We start from the raw sequence: 26294 nt of genomic DNA on the forward strand, positions 1-26294 counted from the left end.
TTCTGACTCAAGGAGCAACCATGCAAACCACTAGCAACCCAGCACAAGCTACCATCGTACTCGACGACAGCGAACGCCAGCCGTGCGAAATCTGGACCCGCGTGATGGGCTATCACCGTCCGCTGTCCTCGTTCAACACGGGCAAACAGGGCGAGTTCAACGAACGTAAATACTTCGTCGAACCCTGCAACGCCAAGCAGCACTAGCATGTCCGCCAGCGCCTTCAAAGTCGGTGGCTACACGGCGTTCAGCGCCACCGACTATCCGGACCACCTGAGCGCCGTAGTATTTGTTCAGGGCTGTCCGTGGCGCTGCGGCTATTGCCACAATCCCCATCTGCAGCAGCGCACCAGCGCCAGTCCGCTGGCATGGGACAGCCTGCTGGCCACGCTGGAACGGCGCGCCGGCCTGCTCGACGCCGTGGTCTTCAGCGGCGGAGAAGCCACCATCGATCCGGCACTCGGCGACGCCATGGCGCAAGTGCGCGCACTGGGTTTCAAAGTGGGTCTGCATACGGCCTGCATCTATCCGGCCCGGCTGGGCAGCGTGCTGCCGCTGGTGGACTGGGTAGGCTTCGATGTGAAAGCGCCGTTTAGCCGCTATGCCGCGATTACCGGTATCGCCAATAGCGGCGATCCGGCGCGCGCCTGTGTCGAAGCGATACTGGCCAGCGGCGTGGCGTACGAATGCCGCAGCACCGTGCACCCGCTGCTGCTGCCCGAGGCCAGCCTGCTGGCGATGGCGCAGCAACTTGCTGAACTCGGCGTGGAGAACTATGTGCTGCAGGCATTCCGCAGCATGGGCTGCGCTGACGAACAACTGATCGCCAGCGCGCACGCCGCAGGCGACTATCCGCCCGCGGCACTGGAACAGCAGCTAGCGCCGCTGTTCAAACACTTCATCGTACGGCGCCACCATTAGGCTGAGGCAGGAATTTGAGCAGGCGCAGCACGGCCTGCTTGCCCAGTTCCGTCAGCGGCACCTCCATCGCGTCCAGCGTATTTTTTACTAGCAGGCCCAGTTCCGTATCGCCTTCCATGGTCAGGCGGCGGGCGAAGAACAGCGTGTCCGGGTCCTGCTGACGGCGCGCCAGCGCAACCATGTCGGCCACGCAGGCGCCGATTTCCAGATCCGGCACACCGGCACTACGGCGCGCAGTGAACGCCGCGCCATTCCAGCTGAAGTCGAACGCCACACCGGCATCGCTGACGCGCACGCGCAGATGGCGTCCTAGCAGGCTGTTACGTACATCGTCCGGCAACTGTGGCCGCAGCACCAGATTCAGCGCCGCCACACATAGCAGCGAACCGGGATAGGCCGGCAGACGCTGGCCTAAAGCCGTCAGAAAGGCCGGTAGCTGCGGCACCACTTCGGCCTTAGGGTTGAGATTTGCATTGATCATGCTCGGGTTCATAGTGTCTCCTCCATACGCTGTTCGAGGCCGGGCTTGCCGTACCAGTAGCCATTGCAGCCGGCGGCCGGCATATAGGCTGTCATGGCGTCGGCCACCTCGGCGGCCACCGCTTCGCCCTTGCGCACGCTGTCGAAGGCGGCGATGATCTGGTCCATATGCTGGGCTTGCGGACTCAGACGCGCAACCTGCACGCCCATCTGTTCCATCTGCGCCAGCTCGTTAATCAGGTTGTACACGAGTGCCGACTGGCTCTGGATGCCGTTGAGTACAAGAAAAGGCTGCTGCTCGCGGGTCTGCATCAGCAAGCCGTCCGGATGTTCGATACAGCTGAACTGGCAGTCGTCCTTGGGCAGATTGCGGTTGCGCGCGGTGAAGCAGCGCGCCGAGAAGGCTAGCGGCATGCGGCCATAGGCAAACACTTCGGTGGCGATGCCTTGCGGCCGCTGCTCCAGCATAGCCTGCAGACCGGAACGCCCCATTTCCAGCGGCATGACCCAGCGCGTGGCGCCCAGTTCTGCCATCAGCGCGAGCGTGGGCGGGTTGTAGATATTCAGGTGCGGACCCGCCACAAACGGGCCTTGATCGGACAGCAGTTGTACCGCGCCCATATCGCTCGCCTCGACCATGAAGCGGCCATTGGCCGTCAGGCGGCGCAGTGCCGTCACGTCGGCACTCGATTCGATCAGGGCCAGCGTGGACAGCACCACCTGCTTGCCGCGCGCCTCCAGCATGGCAGCGATCTCCAGCCAGTCGGCAGCACGCACTTCATGGCGGCGCGAGCACACGCTCTCGCCCAGATACACGATGTCCACCGGAGTGGCGGCCATCGTTTCATAAAACTCCATCACCTTGGCACGTGGCCAGTAGTACAGCAACGGCCCCAGAGCAAGTTTCAACATGTACTTTTCCTCTCTTTATTTCCAGGCGCGATGATAGGCGCCCAGCGTGTGCTGCTGACCTTCCGCCAGCTGATTCAGTTCCGCCATCCAGTTAGGTTTGACAGAGTAACGCGCCGGATTCTGCAGCGCCTGATCGATGGCTTCGCGCCACACCCGCGTGACCTGCGCCACATAGGCCGGACTGCGCTGGCGCCCTTCGATCTTGACGGCGCGTACGCCCATATCGATCAATTGCGGCAGCAGTTCCAGCGTGTTCAGGCTGGTCGGCTCCTCGACGGCGTAATAGGTCTCGTCATTGACGTCGAAGCGGCCCTTGCACAGGGTGGGATAGCTGGCGTTTTCCTGCGGTGTGTAGCGGTCGATCAGCACGCCGTTCAGGCGCGATTCCAGTCCGCGCGGGCTTTGCTGCCAGCGTACCGCCTTGGCCGGCGAGCACACGCCGTGGGTATTCGGCGATTCACCCGTCACATAGGACGACAGCGCACAACGGCCTTCCACCATCACGCACAGGCTGCCGAAGCCGAACACTTCGATCTCGACATCAGTGTTGTTGACCACATGCTCCACCTGCGCCAGCGACAGCACACGGGGCAGTACGGCACGTGCCACGCCGAAATTCTTCTTGTAGAAATTAATCGCCTCGGCATTGGTGGCCGAGCCCTGTACCGACAGGTGCAGGCGCAGATCGGGATAATTTTCCGACGCATAGCGCATCAGACCGGGGTCGGCCAGTATCACTGCATCCACCCCTGCCGTAGCGGCACGGTCGATGGCGCGCCGCCACAGGGCACTGGTTTCCGGTTGCGGGTAGGTATTCAGGGCCAGCAGCACTTTGCGGCCATGACGGTGGGCATAGTCTATGCCCTGCGCGATCGCCACATCGTCGAAGTTCAGACCGGCGAAGTTGCGTGCGTTGGTAGCATCACGAAAGCCGAGATAGACACAATCGGCACCCAGATCGATGGCAGATTTCAGCGCTGGCAGGCTGCCGGCCGGGCAGACCAGTTCGATCGGTCGCGCGCTGGAATCCGCAGAATTAGCTTGTAGACTCATAGGAAAGGACTTGCTTAATGAAGTGCAAATGTTTTTGCGACCTCGCACTGTATCCCGTAGCCAAGCCCCAAATCCTTGACTTGAATCAAGGAAAGCCAGCTTCCTGCGATGGGACAATGCAATGGTCATCCCGACGGTCTAGTAAAGCAGAATTCACCATGAGTAACCTTAGTACCATCAGCCAGTATCTCGAGCAGGATCACCAGCATTGCGATGATCTCTATATGCAGGCGGAAGAACATGTCGCCGAAACCCGTCTGGCTGAAGGCGCGGCAGCGTTCCAGCGCTTCATGCTGGCGTTCGAACTGCATCTGGCGCGCGAAGAACACCTGCTGTTCCCCGAACTGGAAAAACATCTAGGTAATCAGGGCGGCCCCACTGTCGTGATGCGTCACGAACACGAGCAGATGCGTGCTATTCTGCGCCAGATGCTGGGCGCGATCGAGCATGCCGATATCGACAGCTTCTTCGATGATGCCGACCACCTGCGCATGCTGATGCGCCAGCACAATCTCAAAGAAGAGAATGTGCTCTACCCCATGGCTGACCGGCTGCTGGGCGAACACAGCGCCAGCATGCTCGATCAGCTCGCCCGCAGCAGCATGGCAGGCCTGAACCCCGCTCTTGGAGTCGCAGCATGAACCAGCAAAGCCCTAGCGAAGTAGTGATCGATGTCAGCGGTCTCGAACCGCCGGAACCCATGGTGCGCGTGCTCGAAGCGCTCGACCTGCTGGCAGCGGATGGCCGCCTGCGCGTGCTGATCGATCGCCAGCCCGTGCCGCTGTATCAGGTACTGCAACGCAATGGTTATTCGCATCTGACCAGCGCGCGCGACGATGGCCGCTATGAAGTTTTGATCTGGATCACAGCGCCCGTATGAGCGGTGCCAGCGTGCCGCGCCGCGTGCTGTCATTCGACAGCAATCCGCCCTACTCGCTGCCGCTACGCTTTTTCCTGACGGCGCCCCTGTCCGTACTATTCGCCTGCGCCCTGCTGTTCTGGCAGGGCGATGCGGCGCTCGTCAGCCGCTGGTCACCCACCACACTCGCCATCACCCATCTGCTGGTACTGGGCTGCGTCAGCATGACCATGCTGGGCGCACTGATGCAGATGCTGCCCGTGGTAGCCGGCGTGGCGCTGCCACAGGTGCTGCGCATCGGTGCGCTGGTCCACGCGGGACTGTGCGGCGGCACGGTGCTGCTGGCCAGTGCCTTCTGCTGGCCGCAAGCCTGGCTATTTGGCGCGGCAGCCTGCCTGCTGCTCGCCGCCTTGCTACTGTTTGTGGCAGCCTGCACGGTCGGTCTGTGGCAGCAGCCTGAAAGTGGCGCTGCCGAGGTCGTGGCGGCCATCCGTCAGGCGCTGGCTGCCCTGCTGATTACCATCACACTGGGAGCACTGCTGGCCAGCGCCTTCATCTGGCCCGGCGCCATCCCGCTGCCGTTGGCGCTGCTGACGGATCTGCATGCGCTGTGGGGGCTGCTGGGCTGGGTCGGCCTGCTGGTGATGGGCATCGCCTGGCAGGTAGTGCCCATGTTCATGGTGACCGAACCTTATCCCGTGCGTGCCCGCAGCCGCATCAGCACCAGCCTGTTCCTGCTGCTATGCGCCGTCTCCATCAGCAGCACGCTGGGTGCCGCCGGTGTGGCGGTGCAGCGGCTGACGCAGCTGCTGCTCGTCGCCGGCTATGGCGGCTTTGCCGCGCTCACACTGTATCTGCTGGCACGCCGCAAGCGCCCTAGCGCCGACACCACCACGCTGTACTGGCGCTACGCCATGGCCAGCCTGCTGGTCGCGGGCCTGCTGGCGATATCGCTGCAGCTGCCTGCTGTCACTACTGTGCCGCAGTTGCCCGTGCCTGCCACCGAACTGGCCATAGGCGCACTGCTGATCACCGGCGTCGCACTCTCCACCATCAACGGCATGCTGTACAAGATCGTACCTTTTCTGACGTGGTATCACCTGCAGGATACCCGCCCGCGAGGGAACAGCATCCCCAATGTGAACCAGATCATTCCGCCCCGCCACGGCCGCTGGCAATTCTATCTGCACGGCTGTGCGGTACTGCTGCTGGTGGCGGCCTGCTATGCACCGGCCCTGCTGGCCCGTCCTGCTGCGCTGCTGCTGGCGCTGGCCAGTCTGGCCCTGTGCGCCAATCTGCTGACGGCAGTGCGGCTGTACCGCCGCCTGCAGCGTGCGGTGCAGGGCTGATCAGTCAGGCGGCAGAGGCGATATAGTCCTTATGGCCAATAGCGCGTTGCACTGCAACAGAACAGAATAGACCCCAGCGTCCGCTTTTCGGCGGTCCATCCGAGAGAGAGCACCATGACCTGCCATGCAGAGCACAGCTACCAAGGCCCTATGCTGAGCATTACCACTAACCGCGAGGGCAACCGCGTCCACCGTCTGATCGACGATACGCTGTTCCCTACCCGCCCGAAAAAAGTACAGGTGCGGCGCGATCCCATGGTGGCCGCCCTGTTCGGCGCAGCACCGGGTAGCGCCAATGACGCCGCACTCAACAATCCGCTGGACGCGGCGCTGGCACCGGGCGTGCATGGTCGTGGCCGCGGCCGCCGCCCCGCCGCTAGATAGCCACCACGGTACGGTTGCGGCCAGCTTCCTTGGCCGCATAGAGCGCCATATCGGCGCGCACATACAGCGCATCGAACTGTTCGCCTGCCGTGCGCATGGCCAGACCGATGCTGACGGTGGCGTGCATGCTGATCTCTCCGCTGCTGATTTCCGCCGCAGCTATCGCCAGCCGCACCCGCTCTGCCAGACGCCATGCGCCTTCCTTGTCGGTATCGGGCATCAGCACGGCAAACTCCTCGCCGCCCATGCGGCCCAGCGTGTCGGTGCTGCGGATGGTCAGCTGGGCCGATTGCACGGCTGCGCGCAGCACTGCATCGCCGAACGGGTGACCATAGCGGTCGTTGACCTGTTTGAAACCATCCAGATCCATGATCAGTAGCGCCAGCGGCTGATTGGTAGTTTCATCAGCGCCAGATATTCACGGGCCCGTTCGATGAAATGGTGACGGTTGGCGCAGCCCGTCAGCGAATCGATGGTGGCCAGCTGGAACAGCCTCTCGTTGGCCGAGCGCAGTTCCTGCGCCGTCTGTTCCAGTACCAGCGTACGCTCCTCGACCTGCTGCTCGAGTGCCCGCTGGCGCTGGCGCAGCAAGGCGGTACGGGCCTGCACCACGCTGACCAGCAGGCCCAGCACCAGCAGCCCCAGCAAGGCACGCAGCCACAGCGTCTGGTACCACGCCGGCGTCACGACGATGGGCAGGTTCAGCATCTGGCGCGACCAGTTGCCATTGCGGTCAGCCGCCTGTACCAGCAGACTGTACTGCCCCGGCGCCAGATTGGTGTAGGTGGCGGAGCGGCGCAGCGCATCGGTGCCTATCCAGTCGCCGTCGAAGCCATCGAGCCGGTAGCGGTAGGCGATGCGCTCCGGCGCCGTAAAGTCCAGCGCGGCAAATTCCACTGTCAGGCTATCGGCCGAACTGGCCACTTCCAGCGCGGTGCGCTGGCCGGTCCGGTTGTAGCGTGCCGACGCCACCGGCTTGCCACCTAGCTGTATCGCCGTGACCACCAGCGGCGGCTGATAGTCGCGCCCCTGTACTTCGGTGGGTCGCAGCACCGTGATGCCGCCTTCGCCGCCATACACCAGTTCGCCCTGTGCAGTACGCGCCCCCGAGCCTACCCAGTAGCCATTGATGGCCACCCCGTCCGCCTGATGGAAGATACGCATGGCCTGACTGTCCGGATCCAGCGCAACGATGCCATCTGCCGTCGCCGCCCATAGCCTGCCGCTGCCATCGAGCAGCAGCGTATCGACATTCATGCTGGGCAGTCCCTGTTCGCGCCCGATGCGTTCGAACTGCAGCCGGTCGGTCTGTTCATTGCGCAACACATGGATGCCACCGCCCAGCGTGGCCACCCACAGACGCCCTTTGCGGTCGCGCATGATGGACGACACCAGACCCGCCGCCAGTGCTTGCGGCCGGTTCTTGTCCGGCAGCAGGCGGCTGATCACGCCGTTGCGCAGATCCAGCCGGTTCAGGCCGTTGCGGGTACCTATCCACAGCGCGCTGGACGCATCCGCGTACAGCGCCGTAATCCGGCCATCGCTGAGCTGACCTGCATCGATATGCCGCGCCGCCCCGCCCGTCAGGGGCAGCACCCACATGCCATCGTCACGGCCGCCTACCCACAGATCGTCACCCAGTACCAGCAGACGGTAGGTACTGGCGGCGGGAGCGCGCCCGTTAATGGTGACCCGCTGCACACTGGTTCCGGCCCCATTCACCCAGTACAGTCCGCGCCCCGTGGCCACAAACATGGTACCGCCGCTGGTCTCGGCAAAATCGAACACATGGTCGACCGGCAACGCCGTTTCGGCGTGCTCGGCGTCCGCCACCACATGCTGGATCACGCTACGCTCGGGATCGAGGATATCCACCCCCTGTCCCTGCAGGCCCAGCCAGATGCGGCCGTCACTATGGGGATAGACGGAAAACACATCGGCAGCACGGATGCCGCCACTACGGCGGGTATCGCCAAACACCGTGCTGACCAGTTTCTGCTGGCCGTCGTGGCGGCTGACGCCGCGCTGACTGCCTAGCCAGATGGCGCCATTGTGGTCAGTGAAGATGGCAAAAATGATGTCACCGGCCAGGCTGCTCGCCAGCGCGGGATCATGCCGGATACGCCGGCAGCTATCGGTGCGCAGATCCACCGAGAGTACGCCCTGCCCGTAGGTACCGATCCAGACCTCATCCGGCCCTGCCGCGCCGATGGCATACACCCAGCTGTGCTGCAACAGGTGATGGCCCTCGCCAGGCGGCGAAAACTGTTGCGCCACCACATCATTTCTTCCCATGCGGAATACACCGTTATGGCGCGTACCGATCCAGACTTGACCTAGTGCATCTTCGAACAGGCTATGCACAGCAATCGACCCGCCTTGCGTGCCCGCCATCGGCACCTGCTGGAAGGGCTGGTCCACCCCGGAGCGCCGGTACAGACCGGCACGGGTGCCTACCAGCAGCGCACCGCTACGCTGGCCCAGTAAAGAAAAGATGGGCACAGCCGGCAGCTCCTTGCGTCCCTGCGCAGTGATGTTCCCACTGGCGAGATCGAGCCTGTCCAGCCCGGCCCCCGTACCTATCCACAAACCTTGTTCGCCATCCTGCGCCAGTGCGTTCACGGCCATGTGACTCAGGCCATGGTCGCCTACCCGGTAGTTGATGAAATGGTCTTCCTGCACGTCATAACGGGCCAGACCGCCGGCGCTGGTCCCTATCCACAACTGGCCTTTACCATCCCTGTGCAGCGCAGTCACCCAGTTATCGGGCAGCGAACGGGGCTGGGACGGATTCGGCTGATAGGTACGGAAGCGGTAGCCGTCCCAGCGGCTCAGGCCATTCTGGGTGCCGACCCAGAGGAAGCCGTCGGCATCTTCGACGATGGCGGTGGCGATCGAATTAGGCAGGCCCTGGGCCTGTGTGTAGTTCTGGAAGACGGCATCGCGCAGACCGGCCCAGCGCTCGGCGGCCCGCGCCGGCAGAGTGGCGACTAACGCTGAAAGCAGCCAGAACAGTGCTAGCTGCAGCAGCAGGTGCAGCCCTGGGGGAGCCAGACGACAGCCCTTGGTTCGGCATTCACAGTTCAATGTCATGCATCCAGATTACGGAAAACAGCCACCGCGTCCGCACTGACGGGCGCTAGCCTGATCTGAGTCTATCCGAAGCCCACAGACTTGGGCCGATTAAACGGCTGTGTCCGACAAAAAAAACGCCCCGCGAGCGGGGCGTACTGACTAAGTATCTGATTTAGAAACTGTATTTACATCAAATTCTAAAAAAACAATGCTGTAAGATTACAACTGCCGAGTAGCTTAATGCCGTTCAATGGTAGACGCCGACACCCAGATAGTACTCACCGGCACGCTCTACATAGGTGCTCTTGTGTTCCATTTTTTTGCTGATGGAGTTAGGCCACTGGTAATTTACCCAGCCGCGCCCGGCCGGTGTGTTGGCAATCTTGATGAATTCCTTGATCGGGTAGACATCGCCCGCCATCATCTCCAGAATGTTCTTGTTCACCATACGGGGGTTCTGCCCATGTGCCAGTGCCACGCCTTTCTCGTCGAGCATGATGACGTACAGGTCGCCAACCACAAACTCGCCGTTCGGATCGTTAAACGCAGCAACCGCCTTGTCCTTGCCATGCTTGCCCAGATAGGCGGCAGCCCGTTTGACCATGGCAACCGCCTCGTCGGCCGTGCCGCGCGCCGCCTGCGCCTGTGCCGCTGCCGTGCCACCCCAGCCCAGACCCAGTACCAGCAGCAGGGTAGTAACAGTTTTTGCCAACATCTTCATGGTGATCTCCTCTTAAGTGAGCGTTGCCGACGGGATGAAAATAGCATAGCACTGGGTGAGGAAATTCACAAAAAATATCGAAATTGAGTTTTCTGGTGACTTTGATGGAGAAATCGTCTATTCTGATATTTCCCAATGCAAACACTATTTGCGTTTGAAACAATTCTTTGTACCACACTGAATCCGGAGAAAGACCAACATGAGCAAGGGCATCATCCTGTGTGTCGATGACGATTCGACGGTCCTGAACGCTTTACGTACCCTGATCGGCAAGATTTTCGGCACTGACCATCTGGTCGAGATAGCGGAATCCGCCGCGGAAGCGCTGGAAATTGTGGAAGATCACCACAAGCAGGGCCTGCAGCTCAGCGTAGTGATTTCCGACTACATCATGCCGTGGATGCGGGGCGACGAATTGCTGATCAAGCTGCACGAAATGTACCCTGCCGCCATCAAGATCATGCTGACTGGCCAGAGCGATCTGGAAGGTGTCAAGAAGGCCATCAACGACGCTAATCTGTACCGCTTCATCGAAAAGCCGTTCAACAATGCCGACCTGATTCTCACCATCCGCTCAGCCCTGCGCGCCTTCCACCATGAGGCCCAGCTGAACGCGGAAATAGCCGCCCTCAAGCTGCAGCTGGAGCAGAAGGATGGCGAGCTGGCCCAGCTACGCGGTCCCGCCACAGCATGAGCACCGGCCACGGTCAGGGGCGCGACTCCGTCAGCGCCCAGCTGATGTCGCAGCGCGAAGCGGATCTGGCAATTATCAACAGTGTGCAGACGGCCCTGACGGCGCGACTGCAACTGGCCGACATCTGCAACATCGTGGGCGACAAGATCCAGCAGATCTTTCAGGCCCAGGTGGTGAATATCGCCCTGCTGGAAGATGGCCAGCAGCAATTCTGCGTGCCTTACTATATCGAACGGGAAGTACGCGTAGCCCCCCACAGCATCGCCATCTTCGGCTTCCGCAAACATGTGCTGGAGACCCGTCAGGCCCTGCTGTTCAACGAAGATCTGGCGGCCCAGAGCATCGCCTACGGCAACCCGGTACTACGCGGCGAAACGGCCAAGAGTGCCGCCTTCATCCCCATGATCAGCGGCGACGAAGTCACCGGCGTGGTCACGCTGCAGCACCTCGATCTGGAGTTTGCCTTCAGCGAGGCCGATGTGGCCCTGCTCAAGACCATCACCAACATCCTCAGCACGGCGCTGGAAAACGCCCGCCTGTTCGGCGAGACCCAGAAGCTGCTGCAGCTGACGGCAGCCCGGGCCAGCGATCTGGAAGTGATAGGCCGTATCGGCCGCGAATTCACCGCCTGTCTGGATATGCAGGCCGTGTTCCATTCGCTGGCATTGAATGTGCACCAGCTACTCAAGACCAATACCTTCTTTGTGCTGCTAATGAACAGCAACACGCAAAAGCTCGACTTGGTGTTCGGCATGGAGAACGGCGCCGCACTGGCCCCCTTCTCGCTGGCACTGGATGATCCGCTGGCCATGTCTTCGCGCTGCGCCCGTACGCGGCTGGAGGTGGTACGCCACATGCGTCCCGGCGAACCGCGCTATCTGGCCGGGAACTGCCCCAACCTGAGCAATCTGTATTCGCCCCTGATCGTGGGGGAACGCCTGCTGGGCGTGATGTCGGTGCAGACCATGGAAGCGAATGCCTATGGCGAACGGGAACAATCGATCTTCCGTACCCTGTGCTCGTATCTGACCATCGCACTCGATAACGCCGCCGCACTGCAGGCCCAGCACGAAGCCGAAGCCCAGCGTGCCGCCACGCTGGAACAGGCCAACGCCACGCTGGAGCAGCTGGGCGCGATCGGACGCGAGATTACGGGCAATCTGGAGCAGGCCGCCGTGCTGTCCTCGCTCGACCGCCACGTGCGTGCCCTGCTCGATACCCACAGCTACCGCATCTACCGGCTGCGTCAGGGCGGCAGCAAACTGAGTCTGGTGCTGGGCATCGATAACGACCAGCGGGTCGACAGCCAGAGCGAACTGCTGGACATCGAGCCGGCTGCGGCACTGTGCATCGCCGAGCAGCAGGAAGTGCTGGATGCGCAGGCCGGCAGCAGCGCCATCTACGCGCCCCTGATGGCGGGCGAACGGGTGCTGGGCGTGATGTCTATCCACACGCCACGCGCCCATGCCTACGGCGAGCGCGATGTGGCCATCTTCCGTACCCTGTGTGCCTACGGTGCGATTGCACTGGCCAATTCGGACACGCTGGCGGCGCTGCGCAAGGCGCAAGCCATGATCATCCAGCAGGAAAAGATGGCCTCGCTGGGCCAGCTGGTGGCCAATGTGGCGCACGAGATCAATACCCCGATCGGTGCCATCAAGGCCAGCGGCAACAATATCGCCGAAGCGCTGGAGCAGACCCTGAGCAATCTACCCCGCCTGTTCCAGCTGCTCGATCTGCCCGAACAGCAGCTGTTTATCGATATGCTGCAGCACACGCGCCAGCAGGACGAGCTGCTGAATACGCGCGAAGAACGGGCACTCACGCGCAATGTCACCGAGCTACTCGAACAGGCCGGCGTGGACGATGCGCGGCGCAAAGCGGCGCTGCTGGTGGAACTGCGCGCCTATGCCGATGCGGCCAGCTATCTGACGCTATTGCGGCATACCCATGCCGGTTTCATCCTCGATACGGCCGCCAGCATGGCCTCCATCGTCAGTAGCGCCAATAACATCAACACGGCAGTGGAACGGGTGGCCAAGATCGTGTTTGCGCTGAAGTCGTATTCGCGGGTCGACAGTTCGGGCGAGCTGCGCGAAGTCGATCTGCGCCAGAGCCTCGATACGGTGCTGACAATCTACCAGAACCAGACCAAGCAAGGCATCGAAGTGGTGCGCAACTACCAGACGATCGCGCCGCTACGCTGCCTGCCGGACGAACTGAACCAGGTCTGGACCAATCTGATCTACAACGCCATCCAGGCCATGCAGAATCAGGGGGTACTCACCATCAGCATCCGGCGCGAAGGCGGCGAAGCGGTGGTGGCGATCCGCGACACCGGTTGCGGCATCGCGCCGGAAATCCGCGACCGCATCTTCGACGCCTTCTTCACCACCAAGCCGGCCGGCGAAGGCAGCGGACTGGGACTGGACATCGTGCGCAAGATCGTCGACAAGCACCACGGCCGCATCACGGTCGACAGCGAAGCCGGGGTAGGCACCGAATTCGCCGTCCGCCTGCCGCTCTGAGCGGCCCGTTTCAGCTGTGCCCGCAGCGGGCCGCGTCAACGCCCGCTGCCGCTACCCGCCAGACTTGTAGCGCAGGCAGAACCGCCAGTTAAGGCTGGCCGCGCTGGAGTGCTGCAATGGCATTGGGTTCGCCCATGGCGGCAGCCCGGCGCCACAGCAGCAAAGCCTTGGCACGGTCGGGCCGGCTGCTGGCAGCGCCATGCCATTCTATCTGACCGAGGTTATACAGGTCTGCCGGCTGGTTCAGTGCCGCTGCCTGCTCGTACCACTTGCGCGCTGCCGCAAGATCGCGGCTCAAGTAGTGGCCCTGCAGATAGGCATTGCCGAGGAAATGCATGGCTGCGCCATTGCCGCGCCCGGCCGCCTGCTCCAGCATGGCCTGCCCTTTGCTCCGCTCAGCCGAACTGCGGCCTGCAACGAGCAGGCTCACGCCCTGCGCAGCGTGGGCCCAGCTGTCATCCTGCGCCAGTCCCAGATCGATCCAGCGCCGCGCCTGACGCTCGCGCGCAACGGCGCCGCCATCACTCTGTACGTGTTGCGGGCTGAGGCCTTCGGCCAGTAGCAGCATCCAGCCATACGGTCCGTAGGCGGCAGGGTTACCCGCCTGAGCCAGAGCTTCCAGACGCTGGCGTGCATAGCCAAAGTCGCCGGCAGTATGGCGCTTCAGCACCGCATCGACATCGGCACGCTGGGCCGGGCTGAGGGCCAGTCCTGCCTGCGGCCTGCCCTGAGCCGGCGCGGCAGCACCCGCCATCCAGCCACGGGACGGCAGCATGCTAGCGAGCAGCACCAGCGCCAGCAAGGCCGGCGCAAGAATCAGGAAATACGCCAGCCGCTGGCGTTTGCTGCGGGTCGCCAGCGCAATTGCCCGCTCGGCTTGATTGCTGCCGCCCAGCGCGTCGGCTAGCAGCCGGCGCATGCGGTGACGGAACCAGACGATGCTGGCGGCCGTCGCCGCCAGCCCGGCCAGTATGGCGTAGCCCAGTTGCGAGAACAACCAGACCGCCAGTGTCGCGCCGCACACGGCCAGCGTGCCATGCCACCAGCTGCGTTTGGCCTGACGGGTATAGATATGGCGCAGCGCGCCAAGTACTGCCGTGCGCACCGTCTGTGCATAGTCGAGCGACACCACATGGCCATGCGACTGTTCGGTGTTGCCATCGAGGACGGATTCAATCACGTCGGCATTCAATTCGGACGCCGCCACCGCATGCAGTGGCTTGAGCAGCGCATCGACATCGGCGGCCAGCAGGCCGTCATCGGCCACCTGCGCCAGCGCCTGCGACAGTGCCTGCAAGTCCTTGCGCAGCAGGTCTTCGACGATGTCGTCGAGCGTCAGCCACGCCAGCGGCTTACCGTAGGCAACCAGGTCATATTCCTTTTCGCTACACTCGACTGCAAGCCGCACGATACGCAGCAGCAGCTGGTAGTCGGCACGGAACTCGCCCACCCGGTGCGGCTGCGTCACCACCTGCGCCAGCCTGAGCTGATCGGCCATGACGGCCGTGCCGTGCAGTCCGGCCGCCGCGGTAATCCGGCGTACATCGTCACCGGCCTGATCGGGCAGCGTCAACGCATATTCTATCGCGGCATGGACCTCGATCCATGCCGTCTTACCCACTTTGCCCGAGCCAGCGCAGGGATTGCAGGTCAGCTTGCCCGCACCTGTACAGGTACGGCAGGTGATGGAGCCGGACGCACCGCAGCGGACGCAATTGACGATCCCGCTTCCCCAGCAGACCCGGCACTGCACCTTGCCGTAGCTGCAGCCGGAACAAGGGCGCGACACATCGCGGCTCCTGCTCTGGTACTCGGTGTGATAACTGGTGTAGGACTGGCCATCCCGATACACCGTGGTGGCAACGCTAACCGGCTCCGTATAGGTCTCGGATGAACGGACACTTCCGGTGCCGTAGCAGGTCGTACAATTGACCTGACCGCCATAGCAGCCTATACCGGTGCAACTGACCGTGCGCCGGCCGCTGCACTGGTCGCAGGTCTCCTGCCTGCTACCATGGCAGGTATAGCAGCTGACCTTCCCGGAGCCACAGCACGGCGTGCAGCCTTCGAGATGCCAGTGGCGGCGCGCATAGCCCAGATACCGCCCCTCGCTCACACTGTTGTATTCAGCGTCGGCACGTGCAAGATGCTGGGCCAGTTTGGCATGGGCCACCTTGAGCCTGTCGTCGCTATCGTCATTGGCGGCATCGACCACCTCGAAACGTGAATCGCAACGGTGATCGCTGGCATGGGCGGAAAACGTCGCGCCATTGATGGCATGCTCCGCCAGATGCGTCCTCAGTGTGTAGTGCGCGCTCAGCGTCATGGGCTGCTGCAGGTCTTCACCATGCAGCTGTTGCAGATCGTCCGGCTCGAAGCGGGTCTTGTCGCGCACCAGCGTGCGCACCATTTCCAGCGCCTCGGCACCGGCCGCCGGCGCCGCCACACTGGCGCTGGGAGCGCCAGCAGGCGGCGCCGGTGGCGGCTCGGCGCGCACCACGGCAGCCCCGCAGTTATCGCAGAACTGCGCGTCAGGCTGGTATTCGGTATTGCAGACCCGACAATGCTGGCCCGCCAGCGCGGGCGTACAGGTTTCTTCCATTTTCACACCAAGGTTGCGTTATTCTTCAGGCCAGCACACCGTCCGGGCCATCCCTACACCATGTCCTACCCCGGCAGCGGCGAGTGTCGCTGCGGTCCTCCTGCTTATCTGAACCTTACTTCGGCCGCTCCGTCTGGCCGGGCTGCGCCAGTGGCACCAGCATCGAGCGGCTACTCTTGAGCAGAGTCTCGATCAGCTCGCGCGCTGCTGCCGGCGAACCGTCCTGCTCCAGAGTCAGCTGCGCAAGGTCGATGCGGGCGCGCGGATAGCTGGCCTGCGCCGCCGTTTCCAGCCAGTGCCGTGCCGCTTTCAGGTCGCGCGGCAGCAGACGGCCCTGATAGTAGGCCTCGCCCAGTTCGGTCTGCGCCACCGGAAAGCCTAGCTCGGCCGCCTGACGGAACCACGCCAGTGCCCGCCGCGCACAGCTGCGCGTCTGAGCGCCGGGGCAGGCCAGTTCGTTCAAGCCCAGCGTGGTCTGCGCCACCACATTGCCCTGCGCGGCGCGCCGCTTCAGCGTAGCCAGTTCGCCCGCATCGACCCGCGCTGCACGCTGCTGCAGATCGTTGTCCAGCTCGGTCCAGCCGCGCTCATCGAGATGGCGATACCAGGCTGCCTGACCTTCGCTACCGATAGACCCCGGGCCGGAGCGATAGCGCGGACTTGCACTGGGTGCTGCCGCGGCAAGCGGCGCCGCTGCCGCGCTATACTGCCAGCCAGCCGGCGGACGAAAATACACCTGCCCCACCAGCGATGATTCGAACCATGGCTGCTGGTCTTCCCGGGTCCTCTGCCTGACCTGATCGGCCAGAGTACGAAAGAGCTGGTCCACCGGCAAACCGGGCTGGTCGATCAGAGCGGCCAGCGTCTCCGAATAGATACTGTGCGCGCGCCCGCTACCATCTTCGGCCAGCTGTCCGGGCGCGGTCGAATAGGCGATCAGCGTGCCGCGCGGTGCGCGCGTGGTGCGCAGACCCAGATCGGCATAGGCGCGCATGCGCACAGCCGGCACTGGCTGGAAGGGATTATTGCGACAGGCATCGAGCACGATCAGATTGACAGCCGACGCGCCCAGCGCCAGACGCTCGCTCAGCGCCGTCAGCGGGAAGGCCCGCATGCCCACCCCGGCAGCGCTGGTGGGCACCATATCGACCGGAACCAGATAATTGACACCGTCGATCTGCATCCCGTGGCCGGCATAGTAGACCAGCGCGGTAGCGCCGGGCGTCAGACTGGTGACAAACTGGTTCACCTTGTCGTACATGGCAGTACGCGCCAGATCTTTGGCCAGCGTCACCTTGAAACCGGCGCGCCGCAGCGCAGTTGCTACCAGATCTGCATCGGCACGGGTGTTGGGCAGCAGGCCACCGCTATAACTGCCATTACCGATCACCAGCGCCAGCTTATCCGGCGCCACGGCCGGCGCTGCTTGCGCCTGAGCCAGAGCGCAGCACCACAGCCAGAGAACCAGCGTCGCGCAGCGCTTCATCGCTTCTCCACCGGCAAAACATCGACCACCAGTGACGATTGCAACAGACGCGATCGCGTCGCTGGCAGTTCGGCCAGCTGGTCGAGCGCGATCCATAGCTCACCGGCACTCGATGGCCCCCACACGATATGACTGTGATTTTCAGCCAGCAGTTCGACCAGATCGCCCACGCGGGCATCGGCGCGCAGCACCAGCTTGAGATCCGCAGCATGCCCGGCCTGCGTCACGCCGCGATACAGCAGCGTGGCACTTTCTTCCTTGACGCGCCAGACATTCCAGCCTATCTGCACCGACACCAGTAGCAGCGTCAACGTCGCCAGCGGAGCCCATTGCAGCGACAGTAGGCGCTGCCACCATGGCGCTGCCGGTGGCCGGCGTTCAGCCAGTCGGGCGGCCAGCCTGTCATAGCCCTGCAGCGGCGCGCGCGCCGCACTGTGCTGCCCTGCTGCTTGCCGCAGCAGGCGCATAAACTGCAGCTCCTGACGCGCTGCGCCATCCTGCGCCAGCCATGCTTCGATTTCCTCGCGCTGCGCCTGTGACAGGGTGTTATTCAAATAAAAAGGCAATAACAGCCGCAACTGCTGCGCACGATGCAAATCAGCCATGTTGCACTCCCGGATATTCGGCACCGAAAGCACGTGCCAGACAATTGCGGATACGCTGGCGGGCATGGAACAGACGCGACTTGAGTGTGCCTTCCGCCACTTCCATGCGCTGGCTGGTTTCCGCCAGACTTAGTTCTTCAATGGCAGTCCAGTAAAGTGCTTCGCGCTGCCCATCCGGCAATTTATCCATACACAGCAGAATTCCCTGTAACGCTTCATCATGTTCGAACCGGGCCAGCACATCCCATTCGCCCCCGCGCGCATCGTCCAGCTCCTCGTCGTCGAGTTCCACCGTCTGCGGCGCTAGCGCCTGACTATGACGCCATTGCAGGATGCGCTTGTTCGCAATCCCGCACAGCCAGGTGGAAAACTCGGACAAGCCGTTATACGCGGCGGATTTATCAAACGCGATAAAGAGCGTATCGAGCGTAATTTCCTCGGCCGCCATGTCATTCCACACACGGAAACGGATATATCCAAACAGCTGGGGCTGGTAATAGCCATACAACCTTCTTGCCGCTTGATCGTCTTGCTGGGCGATCCGGTTCAATAAATTTTTAACTTCGGTGCGCGGCAAATTTTGCATAAAGGACGAAAAAAAAATTGAACCGGAATGGAATAAGCGTGGATATAAGCGGTAAGGCAGGGCATAAAACCGCCAGTTGGTAAAGAAAATTGCAAAAACTAGATACTAATAATACAACACTAGAATTGTAGTTTTGCAACATTAATTGTAAGATCTAGCTGCATTTTATACAAATTCTTATTTCCGGGAAACAGAATGACAGTCTGCAATAAGTGCAATACAGCTAACGCCAGTGCCGCAAAGTTCTGCAAGACTTGTGGAACCGCACTCAAGGATCAGCCCCCCGTATCGCTGTGCGAATGCGGCAACGCCTTGGCGCCCGGTGCCAAGTTCTGCCGCTCTTGCGGCAAGCCGGCTCCCCCTCCCGCCAGCGCACCGGACACGGCGGATAGAAGCACGACCAGTGTCCAGCCCGCTCCTGCGCCAGATCAAATAGTCGCCGACGTGATAGCGGCACCTGTCGCAGCCTTAGCTTCCTTGCAAGCCGATTCTGTGGCAGTCGCTGAAGTGATCGCCGCGCCGGCAGTCGCCGCAGTTGCAGCAGCAGCGGCAGCGGCAGCCGATGCGCAAACTATTGCGGACACGGATGCGACCGAGCCAGCCCTAGCACAGAGCTCGGCCGTGCCGGCGCTAGCGCCAGCAGATGAAATGGCAGCACCAGCCGCCCCGGCAGCGCAGCAACCAGAAGTTACCGCGCCTGCCGCATACCCTGCTGGCGCCCCGGTGGACACTATCACGCCGGCAGTAGAAGTTGTTCCCGCCACTACTGCCGCCGCTGTCGCAACGGAGGCAATCCCTCCGGCCGCAACCACGGTGGGGGAGGACGCACAGGCGATCGCTGCGCCGGCCTCCGCGCCTGAGCCTGAGCAGGAAGCGCCCGCAGCTATTGCGCCGCCACCGGTCACGCCGGAAGTAGTAGTGCCGGCGACCGCACCAGCCAAGGAGGAAACAGGCAAAACCGCGCAGCAGACCGCCACGACTGAACAGCCCGAGGCTAAGGGCACTGCGCCTAAGGCGCCCAAGAAATCGCAGCGCCTGGCGATTATTGCCGGCGTGGTCGGTTTGGTCGCATTGGCTGGTGCAGGAAGCTATCTGTGGCTAGGCAGCAAAGCCGGCAAGCAAGCGCCGGCCGCAACGGCAGATACTGCCGGCGCCGCCGCACCAGCACCGGTCGCCCCCGCCCCGGTTGCAGCGGCACCAGCCGTTCCCGAGGCGCCCAAAGCACCCGAGCAGACAACGGCCATGCCCGCGTCGGCGCCCGCCCCGGCGGTCCCCGTCACCGCGGCCCCGGCCGCACCGGCTCCCGTTGCAGCGGAAGCGGCGCCAGCCAAACCCGCCCCAGCAGCCAAGCCGGCAGTTGCTGCCGAAGCAAGCACCAGCAAAACCAGCAGCAACCCGGCTGTGCCACGTCCGCCTGTCGCTGCCCCGGCACCAGCACCACAGTATGGGCTGGATGGGAAGGTCGCCAGCATGGTGGAAAAAGCGGAAGGCTATATCGCCCAGCGTCAGTACGACAAGGCGATTGCTACCGCCGAGAACGCACTTGATCTCGACCCGCACAACGGTGCAGCCAAAGCCGCTCTGTCCAAGGCCAAAAATCTCCAGCGCGAAGTGCTGAAATCCGGCACCACCATCGATTAATCCCAACAGAAACAGGGCGAACTATGAACACACTCAAATTTGCTGCGGGCGCCTGCCTGATCGCTGCGATCGCTGGCTGTGCTACTCCCAACGGGTCCACCCCGGGTGCGAACAATACCAGTGCCGTAATTCAGTGCGGCGCCATGACGGCCGGCGGCGCTCTGGTAGGTGGCATTCTAGGCGGTAAAACAGGCGCCATGCGCGGCGCCATCGCAGGTCTGGCCGCTTGCGCGGTGGTCGAAATCGCCACCCGCCAGACCAGTAGCGCCGCGGAGGTGGAACAGAAATACCGTACCGCCAACCGCAACGCGCTGCCACCGAATGCCAAGCTGCTGGCCTATAGCACCACGGTATCGCCACAAGGCATGGCCAAAGTCGGCGATGCCATCAAGGTTCAATCGACCATCCGTGCGGTTTCCGGAACCAACGAACCGGTGCGCGAAATCAAAGAAGTGTTAATTGCCTACGCCCCCAACGGCGAAGAGTTTAAACGCGGTGAAAAGGTGGTCAATATCAACGCCGGCAGCGGCGAATTCGATAACAGTTTCACCTTACGTCTGCCCCAGGGTTCGCCCGAAGGCGTCTACAAACTGCGCACCCAGATCATCCTGAACGGCAAACAGGTGAGCAGCAACGAAGGCTCGCTGCAAATTGCCGAAGCTGGCGTGCCGCGCACCAGCAAGCTTGCTGCAGCAGCCATTTCTACCCGAGTGCAATAAGCGCTTTTCATCAATTCATTTCAACGATTCATACATTCAGCAGGGAGTCTATCTATGTCTAAAGTTGCACCATTTTGTGGTGGCTGTGGCGCCAGCGTCGCCCCGGAGTCCCGCTTCTGCGAAGAATGCGGCAAACCCGTAACACCGGCTGCCGCCAGCACTGCAGCAGAACCAGCGCCGGCGCCGGCTCCCGCTCCGGCTCCGGCTCCAGCTGCTGCGCCATCGAGCCTGCGCGGAACCATCCTGCGCGACACCAATGCCGGCGCCGGCCTGCTTTCGGTCGAAGGTCGCCAGATCAGTTTCACGCTGGAACAGCATTGGCGCGGCAGCACCGCACCGCAAGTCAACGGTGCAGTCGATGTGGTGCTGGCTGCCGATGGACAGGTTGCCAGTGTGATGCCGGCCAACGTACCGCTGATTACGCCACAGCAGATCGCCGAACTCAATGCCCTGAAAGACACCTATCTGCCCAAACTGATGCAGCAAGTCGAGCGTGCCGGCAAACCGCTGCTGGCAGCCATGGGCGTGGTGGCTATCTCCTGGATCTGGCTGCCAGCCTTGACGATCAAAATCACTTCCGCCATCTCGCAACACCTGACCATGTTTGACGTGCTGCGTCTGGCCAATGCCGGCACCAGCCTCGATAGCCTGGGACAGTCGGGCGGCAGCAGCGGTCTGTACGGTCTGCTGTGCGTGATCGCCATGCTGGCGCCGCTGGCGCACCTGTTCATGCAGCAGAAATGGGCACGCTTCGGTCTCTTCGCACCGCTAGGCTTTATGGCGCTGACCGGCCTCGGCGTATACGCCAAGATCCACAGCATGGCCAATGCCGCCACCGAGAGCATGCGCAGCTTCGGCGGCAGCCAGATGGGTGATCTGGCCGGCGCCATGATGAATCAGGTAATGGCGGCCCTCTCGATCGGCTATGGCAGCTATATCGCTTGCGCGGCATCGCTCTACCTTGCGTGGCGCGGGGTTCAACTTCTGCAATCGAAGCATATTTAAATTTTACCTAGACTAGAAAAGGAAACCTATGATCCGCTCTATCCGCAACTCCGCACTGGTACTGGCCCAGGCCAGCCTGCTGCTCAGCCTGGCTGCCTGCAACAAGTCGGCTGACACCGCCGCCTCGGCACCGGCAGCGTCTGCCCCTAGCCTAGCCGACCTGAATAATCCGAAAGCGGTCGCCAAAGCCGTCAACAACACCCTGCCGCAAGGCGACAAAGCCACGCCGCTGACGTCCTATCGCAAGCTCGATAGCGGGCATCAGGTGATGTTCCTGTATTTCGGCATGCTCAATCTGCCCGTACCGTATGAAGACATCGCCGAAGTCTACTCGGCAGAATATGCACGCAGCAATGACAGCTTCCAGCGCAAAGACATCATCAAAGCGCTGACCCCACGTATCGATCAGGAAATCGCGCGCGCCAAGGCCTCGCCTTACATCATGCTGGAGCAGTCCGCCAGCAATCTGCTGGAGCGCTACAACTTCGACAAGAAGAGCTTCACCATCAAGGAGATGACCAGTAACGACCGCTACACCTACTTTAACGACAACAGCCGCTACACGCTAGGGCAGACCAACGCCACCGACTTCAGCGCCCTGCCTGTGACCGATGAAACCAAGGCACGCGAAATCGAAGGCTATCTCTCGAAATACGCCAATCTGCGCATGGAAGTGTATTGCTTCGCGCAGGATGCCGATCCTAGCGCACGCCGTGTCAAACTGCAGGTCATGAAAGTGCGTCTGTTCAGCCCATCGAACCAGTTGCTGGCAGAAATGTAATGTCGGCGCTGGCCCGCCAGCTGGCGGGCCAGTTTTGTTTCAGGCATGGCAAGGGCATCGCTGCGCTTGCCTTGCCTGCCAGCACGGTGCTGCACGTCAGCACGCACCGCGCCCTGTTCAAGCGCCGCTAGCGTGCCAGCATGCGTAGCGCCGCCACTGCCAGCGCCGGCATCAGATCGATCGCGTTACTCATGTGCGGCACCGTGTTACAGCTGACCACAGCGGCCACTCCCGCCTGCTCCAGCACACTCAAAGCATCACCGGCAAACAGCGCATGCACGGCGATGCAGACCGGCGCCGCCGCCCCCACCTGCTGCAACTGCCCTGCCGCCGCCACCATGGTGCGCGCGGTGGACACGATATCGTCCACCAGCACCGGCGTGCGCCCTGCCAGTATCTGCGCCGGTGGCAGCGACACCGCCACCTCGCGGTCGCCGCTGCGTACCTTGCTCAGTACCGTGTAGGGGCAGCCGGCCAGCCCTGCCACATGGGCCGCCCACTGGGCGCTTTCGCTATCGGGCCCCACCACTACCGGCTGCGCCACGTTCTGGCGTATCCACTGGGCGATGGCCGGTGCCGCCGGCACCACCTCGCTCGCCACGCTATACACTTCATCCAGACTGAGGATGCGGTGCAGATGGGGATCGACCGTCACCAGCGCATCGCAGCAGGATGACAGCAGGCGGGCGAAATGGCGCGCCGTAATGCCCTGCCCCGGCTGGAACACGGCATCCTGCCGCATATACGGCAGATAGGGCAGCACCAGCACGATGCGGCGCGCGCCCAGTTCGCGTGCCACGCAGGCCGACAGATACAGCGGCAGCAGCTTATCGTCCGGATGATCGAGCGCTGCCACCAGCACCACATCGCGTGCGCGCGGTTCCGGTAATATCTGCGGGCAGTTCTCGCCGTCCGGAAAACGGTGCAGGGTCAGTGCACCCGGCTCGCAATCCATGCTGCGAGCCAGCGAGGCCGCCAGCGCTTCGGCGCCCGGCAAAGCCAGTAACAAGGGTTTCATAGATGTTCCTCGATGGTGTAGAGATCTTCCTGCGCCTGCGCGTAGCTCAATGCATAGGCCAGTTCACCGGGCGATTCGGCGTGCAGCGTGTAGAGCGGCTGGCCAACTTCCACCGTGCTGCCCAGCGCTACCTGCAGGTATAGACCGGCCGCACTGGCCTTGGGCGCACCGGCCAGCTTGGCCAGCCGCGCCAGCCGGCGGTTGTCCACCGCCACCACCTTGCCCGCATGCTGGGCCGTGATCACATGGGTATGCGCGGCCCGCGCCGGTTCGCGCATGCCGCCCTGCGCCGCGCACAGGGCCTGCATCTTGTGCCAAGCGGCGCCGCTGGCCAGTACCTCGCAGGCCAGCGCCTCGCCCTGCCCCGGCAAGGCTTTGCCGCCCAGCTCCAGCAGACGGCCCGCCAGCGTCACCGCACGCTGGCGCAGATCGTCCGGTGCCGCCGCTTCATTGCGCAGCACGGCCAGCACATCCCACGCTTCCAGCGCCGGGCCGATGCCGCGCCCTACCGGCTGCGAACCATCGCTCTGCACCACGTCGATGGCCAGTCCCAGTGCCTTGCCGACTTCGATCAGCCGCCCTGCCAGCGCGGCAGCGGCCGCAGGAGAACGGACTTTGGCCGTGCGGCCGACGGGAATATCGATCACTACATGGGTCGAGCCAGCGGCAATCTTCTTCGACAGCACCGAGGCCACCAGCAGGCCGTCGCTATCGAGCCCTAAAGGACGTTCGACCCGGATCAGCATGTCGTCGGCCGGGCTCAGCGACACCGCGCCACCCCAGACGATGCAACCGCCCTCCTGATCGATCACGCGGCGCATGGCAGGCAGATCCAGCCCCACGGGCGCCAGCGTCTCCATGGTATCGGCCGAGCCGGCCGGCGACGTAATCGCACGCGACGAAGTTTTCGGTATCGTCAGCCCGCAGGCAGCGACGATAGGTACCACGATCAAGGTGGTGCGGTTACCGGGCAAGCCGCCCACGCAGTGCTTGTCCACCACGATGTCGCGTTCCCAGTGCAGGCGCTGGCCCACGCCCACCATGGAGCGGGTCAGCGCGATGGTCTCGGCCACATCCATGCGATTGCCGGAGCAGGCCGTAATCAGCGCGGCCATTTCGATATCCGAATAATGGCCGCCAGCGATATCGCGCACGATGGCCTCTACTGCATCGCTATTGAACGGACGGCCATAGATCTTGCCGCGCACCGCCGAGAAAGATTGCAGCGGCGGTGCGTGCTTGACCTTCACTGGTTCGCCATCGGCGCCGCCCAGCGCATGCCACGCTGCTTCCGACAGGCCTAGCTGATGGCGCCCGATCAGTGATTCGTGCACCACGTTCAGCGTGGCGATGATATGCCGCTCGCCGCAGCAGATCTGTATGCGCGATTGCGCTTCAAAGCCTTCCGAGCGGCAGATCGGCGAATCGCTGCGCAGGTAGGCCACCAGTTCCTGATAGGTGTCGATGCCGAGACGGCGCAGCACCAGTGCTTCGGGATTGACGTTCATAGCAGTTCCACCTGTTCCTTGTATTCGGGCACGCGGCAAGGCCAGTGCAGGGTTTCTTCGATGCGGCGACGCAGGCCATCGGCCGCATCCGGCTCGCCATGGGTGATGAACACCTGCCTGGGCGGCTGCTTGAAGTGGCCTAGCCAGCTGAGAATTTCATTGCCATCGGCGTGGGCCGACAGATTATCGATCTGCCGCACCTGCGCCCGCAGCGGCACATATTCGCCGTGAATCTTGATGGCGTCTATGCCATCGAGCATGGCACGCCCGCGCGTACCGCCGGCCTGAAAACCGGCAAACAGGATGGTGTTACGGCTATCCGGTGCAAACGCCTTGAGGTGGTGCAGCACGCGGCCGCCGGTGGCCATGCCGCTGGCAGCGATGATCACCATCGGCATCTGCTGCTGGTTCAGTGCCACCGATTCTTCCACGCTGTTGACGATTCTGGCAGCGTGGCACATGGCCTGACACTCCTGCTGGCTAAGCCGGTGCAGCTTGCGGTGCTTCTGATACAGTGCCGTAGTATCGAGTGCCATCGGACTATTCAGATAGACCGGCAGCAGCGCCGGTATTTCGCCGCGCTGCTTGAGACGGTAGATTTCGTACAGCAGCGACTGGGCCCGGCCCACGGCAAACGAGGGAATCACGGTCACGCCGCCGCGTGCCGCCGTTTCGCGGATGACCTGCCCCAGCACGACGGCGGGATCGGCCGGATCGTGCGTGCGGTTGCCGTAGGTCGATTCCAGCACCAGATAGTCGGTCTGCGCAACCAGCGACGGCTCCACCATGATGGCATCGTGCAGCCGGCCCAGATCACCGGAGAAGGTCAGCGTGCGCTGGCCGTCGTTGAGCGTGACGATGGCGGCGCCCAGTATGTGCCCTCCCAGCGCCAGTTGCGCCGTCAGACCGGCCGCCACCTGCCGTGGCTGGCCGAACGGGATAGGCTGGAAGAAGTCTAGCGCGCGCAGCGCATCTTCTTCCGTGTAGAGTGGCAAGGCTGGCGCATGGCGCGAATAGCTGTGACGATTGGCGTGGTTAGCCTCCTCTTCCAGCAGGCGGCCGCTATCGGGCAGCAATATCTTGCACAGGTCGAAGGTGGCTTCGCTGCAGTAGATCTTGCCACGGAAGCCGTCGCGCACCAGTATCGGCAGATAGCCGCTGTGATCGAGGTGGGCGTGGGTCAGCACCACGGCATCGATGGCATATGGCGCGACAGGAAATTCTTCCCAGTTGCGTAGTCGTAGCTGCTTGTAGCCCTGAAACAGACCGCAGTCGATCAGGATGGTGGCGCTGCCCGTGCTGAGCAGATACTTGGAACCGGTCACGGTGCCGGTGGCACCGAGGAATTTAAGCTGCATGATAGGGCC

Annotated in this window: 26 protein-coding genes; 13 read left to right on the forward strand and 13 right to left on the reverse strand. The window is 62.8% G+C overall.

The window, feature by feature from the left end; translation table 11 throughout:
* Positions 1–20 precede the first annotated feature (20 nt).
* Both nrdD and ABNT42_RS15280 read left to right on the forward strand, forming a co-directional pair.
* Entirely contained in the window at positions 21–206 is a 186-nt protein-coding gene (gene nrdD, locus ABNT42_RS15275; protein ID WP_348698362.1) for an anaerobic ribonucleoside-triphosphate reductase, read from the forward strand.
* Between the two features lies 1 nt (position 207).
* Positions 208–921, forward strand: a complete 714-nt coding sequence (locus ABNT42_RS15280) for an anaerobic ribonucleoside-triphosphate reductase activating protein (RefSeq protein WP_348698363.1) — start codon at positions 208–210, stop codon at positions 919–921.
* Here ABNT42_RS15280 and ABNT42_RS15285 read toward each other — a convergent pair.
* Genes ABNT42_RS15285 through ABNT42_RS15295 form a run of 3 tightly spaced genes read right to left on the reverse strand, consistent with a single transcriptional unit; the run spans position 899 to position 3366 of the window.
* Complete coding sequence (locus ABNT42_RS15285) at positions 899–1414, reverse strand: SCP2 sterol-binding domain-containing protein (protein WP_348698365.1); 516 nt, start codon at positions 1412–1414, stop codon at positions 899–901. The two genes, ABNT42_RS15280 and ABNT42_RS15285, sit on opposite strands and share 23 nt — an antisense overlap.
* Positions 1411–2313: a U32 family peptidase gene (locus tag ABNT42_RS15290; protein WP_348698367.1), complete on the reverse strand. Its 903-nt coding sequence runs from the start codon at positions 2311–2313 to the stop codon at positions 1411–1413. The genes ABNT42_RS15285 and ABNT42_RS15290 overlap by 4 nt, the downstream gene beginning before the upstream one ends.
* A 15-nt stretch (positions 2314–2328) precedes the next feature.
* A complete protein-coding gene (locus ABNT42_RS15295) occupies positions 2329–3366 on the reverse strand; it encodes a peptidase U32 family protein (RefSeq protein WP_348698369.1) in 1038 nt (345 codons plus the stop codon).
* 158 nt (positions 3367–3524) lie between these two features.
* Between ABNT42_RS15295 and ABNT42_RS15300 the strand changes: the two genes are divergently transcribed.
* The 4 genes from ABNT42_RS15300 to ABNT42_RS15315 all read left to right on the forward strand — a co-directional run bounded on the left by ABNT42_RS15300 (position 3525) and on the right by ABNT42_RS15315 (position 5958).
* A complete protein-coding gene (locus ABNT42_RS15300; protein ID WP_348698371.1) occupies positions 3525–4007 on the forward strand; it encodes a hemerythrin domain-containing protein in 483 nt (160 codons plus the stop codon).
* Positions 4004–4246: a DUF2249 domain-containing protein gene (locus ABNT42_RS15305; RefSeq protein WP_348698373.1), complete on the forward strand. Its 243-nt coding sequence runs from the start codon at positions 4004–4006 to the stop codon at positions 4244–4246. Before ABNT42_RS15300 ends, ABNT42_RS15305 begins: the two co-directional genes overlap by 4 nt.
* Positions 4243–5574 carry a permease gene (locus ABNT42_RS15310; RefSeq protein WP_348698374.1) on the forward strand — a complete coding sequence of 444 codons (1332 nt, stop codon included), beginning with the start codon at positions 4243–4245 and terminating at the stop codon, positions 5572–5574. The genes ABNT42_RS15305 and ABNT42_RS15310 overlap by 4 nt, the downstream gene beginning before the upstream one ends.
* A gap of 114 nt (positions 5575–5688) precedes the next feature.
* Positions 5689–5958, forward strand: coding sequence for a hypothetical protein (locus ABNT42_RS15315; protein ID WP_348698375.1), 270 nt, complete (start codon positions 5689–5691; stop codon positions 5956–5958).
* Here ABNT42_RS15315 and ABNT42_RS15320 read toward each other — a convergent pair.
* From ABNT42_RS15320 to ABNT42_RS15330, 3 genes are all read right to left on the reverse strand, one after another.
* Positions 5951–6328: a GGDEF domain-containing protein gene (locus ABNT42_RS15320; RefSeq protein ID WP_348698377.1), complete on the reverse strand. Its 378-nt coding sequence runs from the start codon at positions 6326–6328 to the stop codon at positions 5951–5953. The genes ABNT42_RS15315 and ABNT42_RS15320 overlap by 8 nt on opposite strands.
* A gap of 2 nt (positions 6329–6330) precedes the next feature.
* Positions 6331–9051 carry a two-component regulator propeller domain-containing protein gene (locus tag ABNT42_RS15325; protein ID WP_348698378.1) on the reverse strand — a complete coding sequence of 907 codons (2721 nt, stop codon included), beginning with the start codon at positions 9049–9051 and terminating at the stop codon, positions 6331–6333.
* 229 nt (positions 9052–9280) lie between these two features.
* Positions 9281–9754 (reverse strand): cache domain-containing protein, encoded by a 474-nt coding sequence (locus ABNT42_RS15330; protein ID WP_348698379.1) that lies wholly within the window; start codon positions 9752–9754, stop codon positions 9281–9283.
* Between the two features lie 199 nt (positions 9755–9953).
* On the opposite strand from ABNT42_RS15330, the gene ABNT42_RS15335 reads away from it, so the two are divergent.
* Together ABNT42_RS15335 and ABNT42_RS15340 are read left to right on the forward strand one after the other, a co-directional pair.
* Positions 9954–10448, forward strand: a complete 495-nt coding sequence (locus ABNT42_RS15335; protein WP_348698380.1) for a response regulator — start codon at positions 9954–9956, stop codon at positions 10446–10448.
* A complete protein-coding gene (locus ABNT42_RS15340; protein WP_348698381.1) occupies positions 10445–12976 on the forward strand; it encodes a GAF domain-containing protein in 2532 nt (843 codons plus the stop codon). Before ABNT42_RS15335 ends, ABNT42_RS15340 begins: the two co-directional genes overlap by 4 nt.
* Positions 12977–13064: 88 nt before the next feature.
* On the opposite strand, the gene ABNT42_RS15345 is transcribed toward ABNT42_RS15340, so the two are convergent.
* From ABNT42_RS15345 to ABNT42_RS15360, 4 genes are all read right to left on the reverse strand, one after another.
* Positions 13065–15578 carry a hypothetical protein gene (locus tag ABNT42_RS15345; RefSeq protein WP_348698382.1) on the reverse strand — a complete coding sequence of 838 codons (2514 nt, stop codon included), beginning with the start codon at positions 15576–15578 and terminating at the stop codon, positions 13065–13067.
* A 115-nt stretch (positions 15579–15693) separates the two neighbouring features.
* Positions 15694–17064 carry a caspase family protein gene (locus tag ABNT42_RS15350; RefSeq protein ID WP_348698384.1) on the reverse strand — a complete coding sequence of 457 codons (1371 nt, stop codon included), beginning with the start codon at positions 17062–17064 and terminating at the stop codon, positions 15694–15696.
* Positions 17061–17669: a hypothetical protein gene (locus tag ABNT42_RS15355; RefSeq protein ID WP_348698386.1), complete on the reverse strand. Its 609-nt coding sequence runs from the start codon at positions 17667–17669 to the stop codon at positions 17061–17063. Before ABNT42_RS15355 ends, ABNT42_RS15350 begins: the two co-directional genes overlap by 4 nt.
* Positions 17662–18219 carry an RNA polymerase sigma factor gene (locus tag ABNT42_RS15360; protein WP_348698387.1) on the reverse strand — a complete coding sequence of 186 codons (558 nt, stop codon included), beginning with the start codon at positions 18217–18219 and terminating at the stop codon, positions 17662–17664. Before ABNT42_RS15360 ends, ABNT42_RS15355 begins: the two co-directional genes overlap by 8 nt.
* A gap of 528 nt (positions 18220–18747) precedes the next feature.
* Between ABNT42_RS15360 and ABNT42_RS15365 the strand changes: the two genes are divergently transcribed.
* The 5 genes from ABNT42_RS15365 to ABNT42_RS15385 are packed head-to-tail and all read left to right on the forward strand — an operon-like array spanning position 18748 to position 22532.
* Positions 18748–19896 carry a hypothetical protein gene (locus ABNT42_RS15365; protein ID WP_348698389.1) on the forward strand — a complete coding sequence of 383 codons (1149 nt, stop codon included), beginning with the start codon at positions 18748–18750 and terminating at the stop codon, positions 19894–19896.
* A 23-nt stretch (positions 19897–19919) separates the two neighbouring features.
* Positions 19920–20615: a hypothetical protein gene (locus ABNT42_RS15370; protein WP_348698391.1), complete on the forward strand. Its 696-nt coding sequence runs from the start codon at positions 19920–19922 to the stop codon at positions 20613–20615.
* A gap of 54 nt (positions 20616–20669) precedes the next feature.
* Entirely contained in the window at positions 20670–21620 is a 951-nt protein-coding gene (locus ABNT42_RS15375; RefSeq protein WP_348698393.1) for a zinc ribbon domain-containing protein, read from the forward strand.
* A gap of 28 nt (positions 21621–21648) precedes the next feature.
* On the forward strand, positions 21649–22401 hold the full coding sequence (locus ABNT42_RS15380; RefSeq protein ID WP_348698395.1) for a hypothetical protein: 753 nt from the start codon (positions 21649–21651) through the stop codon (positions 22399–22401).
* Positions 22401–22532 carry a hypothetical protein gene (locus ABNT42_RS15385; protein ID WP_348698397.1) on the forward strand — a complete coding sequence of 44 codons (132 nt, stop codon included), beginning with the start codon at positions 22401–22403 and terminating at the stop codon, positions 22530–22532. The genes ABNT42_RS15380 and ABNT42_RS15385 overlap by 1 nt, the downstream gene beginning before the upstream one ends.
* Here the strand turns inward: ABNT42_RS15385 and ABNT42_RS15390 are convergent.
* From ABNT42_RS15390 to ABNT42_RS15400, 3 genes are read right to left on the reverse strand one after another with little or no spacing between them, the layout of a single operon-like run.
* Positions 22529–23419: a ribose-phosphate pyrophosphokinase gene (locus tag ABNT42_RS15390; protein WP_348698398.1), complete on the reverse strand. Its 891-nt coding sequence runs from the start codon at positions 23417–23419 to the stop codon at positions 22529–22531. The genes ABNT42_RS15385 and ABNT42_RS15390 overlap by 4 nt on opposite strands.
* Positions 23416–24927: a thymidine phosphorylase family protein gene (locus ABNT42_RS15395; protein WP_348698400.1), complete on the reverse strand. Its 1512-nt coding sequence runs from the start codon at positions 24925–24927 to the stop codon at positions 23416–23418. The genes ABNT42_RS15390 and ABNT42_RS15395 overlap by 4 nt, the downstream gene beginning before the upstream one ends.
* Complete coding sequence (locus ABNT42_RS15400; RefSeq protein WP_348698401.1) at positions 24924–26285, reverse strand: MBL fold metallo-hydrolase; 1362 nt, start codon at positions 26283–26285, stop codon at positions 24924–24926. Before ABNT42_RS15400 ends, ABNT42_RS15395 begins: the two co-directional genes overlap by 4 nt.
* Positions 26286–26294: the final 9 nt, after the last annotated feature.

It is taken from the genome of Duganella fentianensis, from assembly GCF_964031615.1.
Classification (GTDB): Bacteria; Pseudomonadota; Gammaproteobacteria; order Burkholderiales; family Burkholderiaceae_D; genus Rugamonas; species Rugamonas fentianensis_A.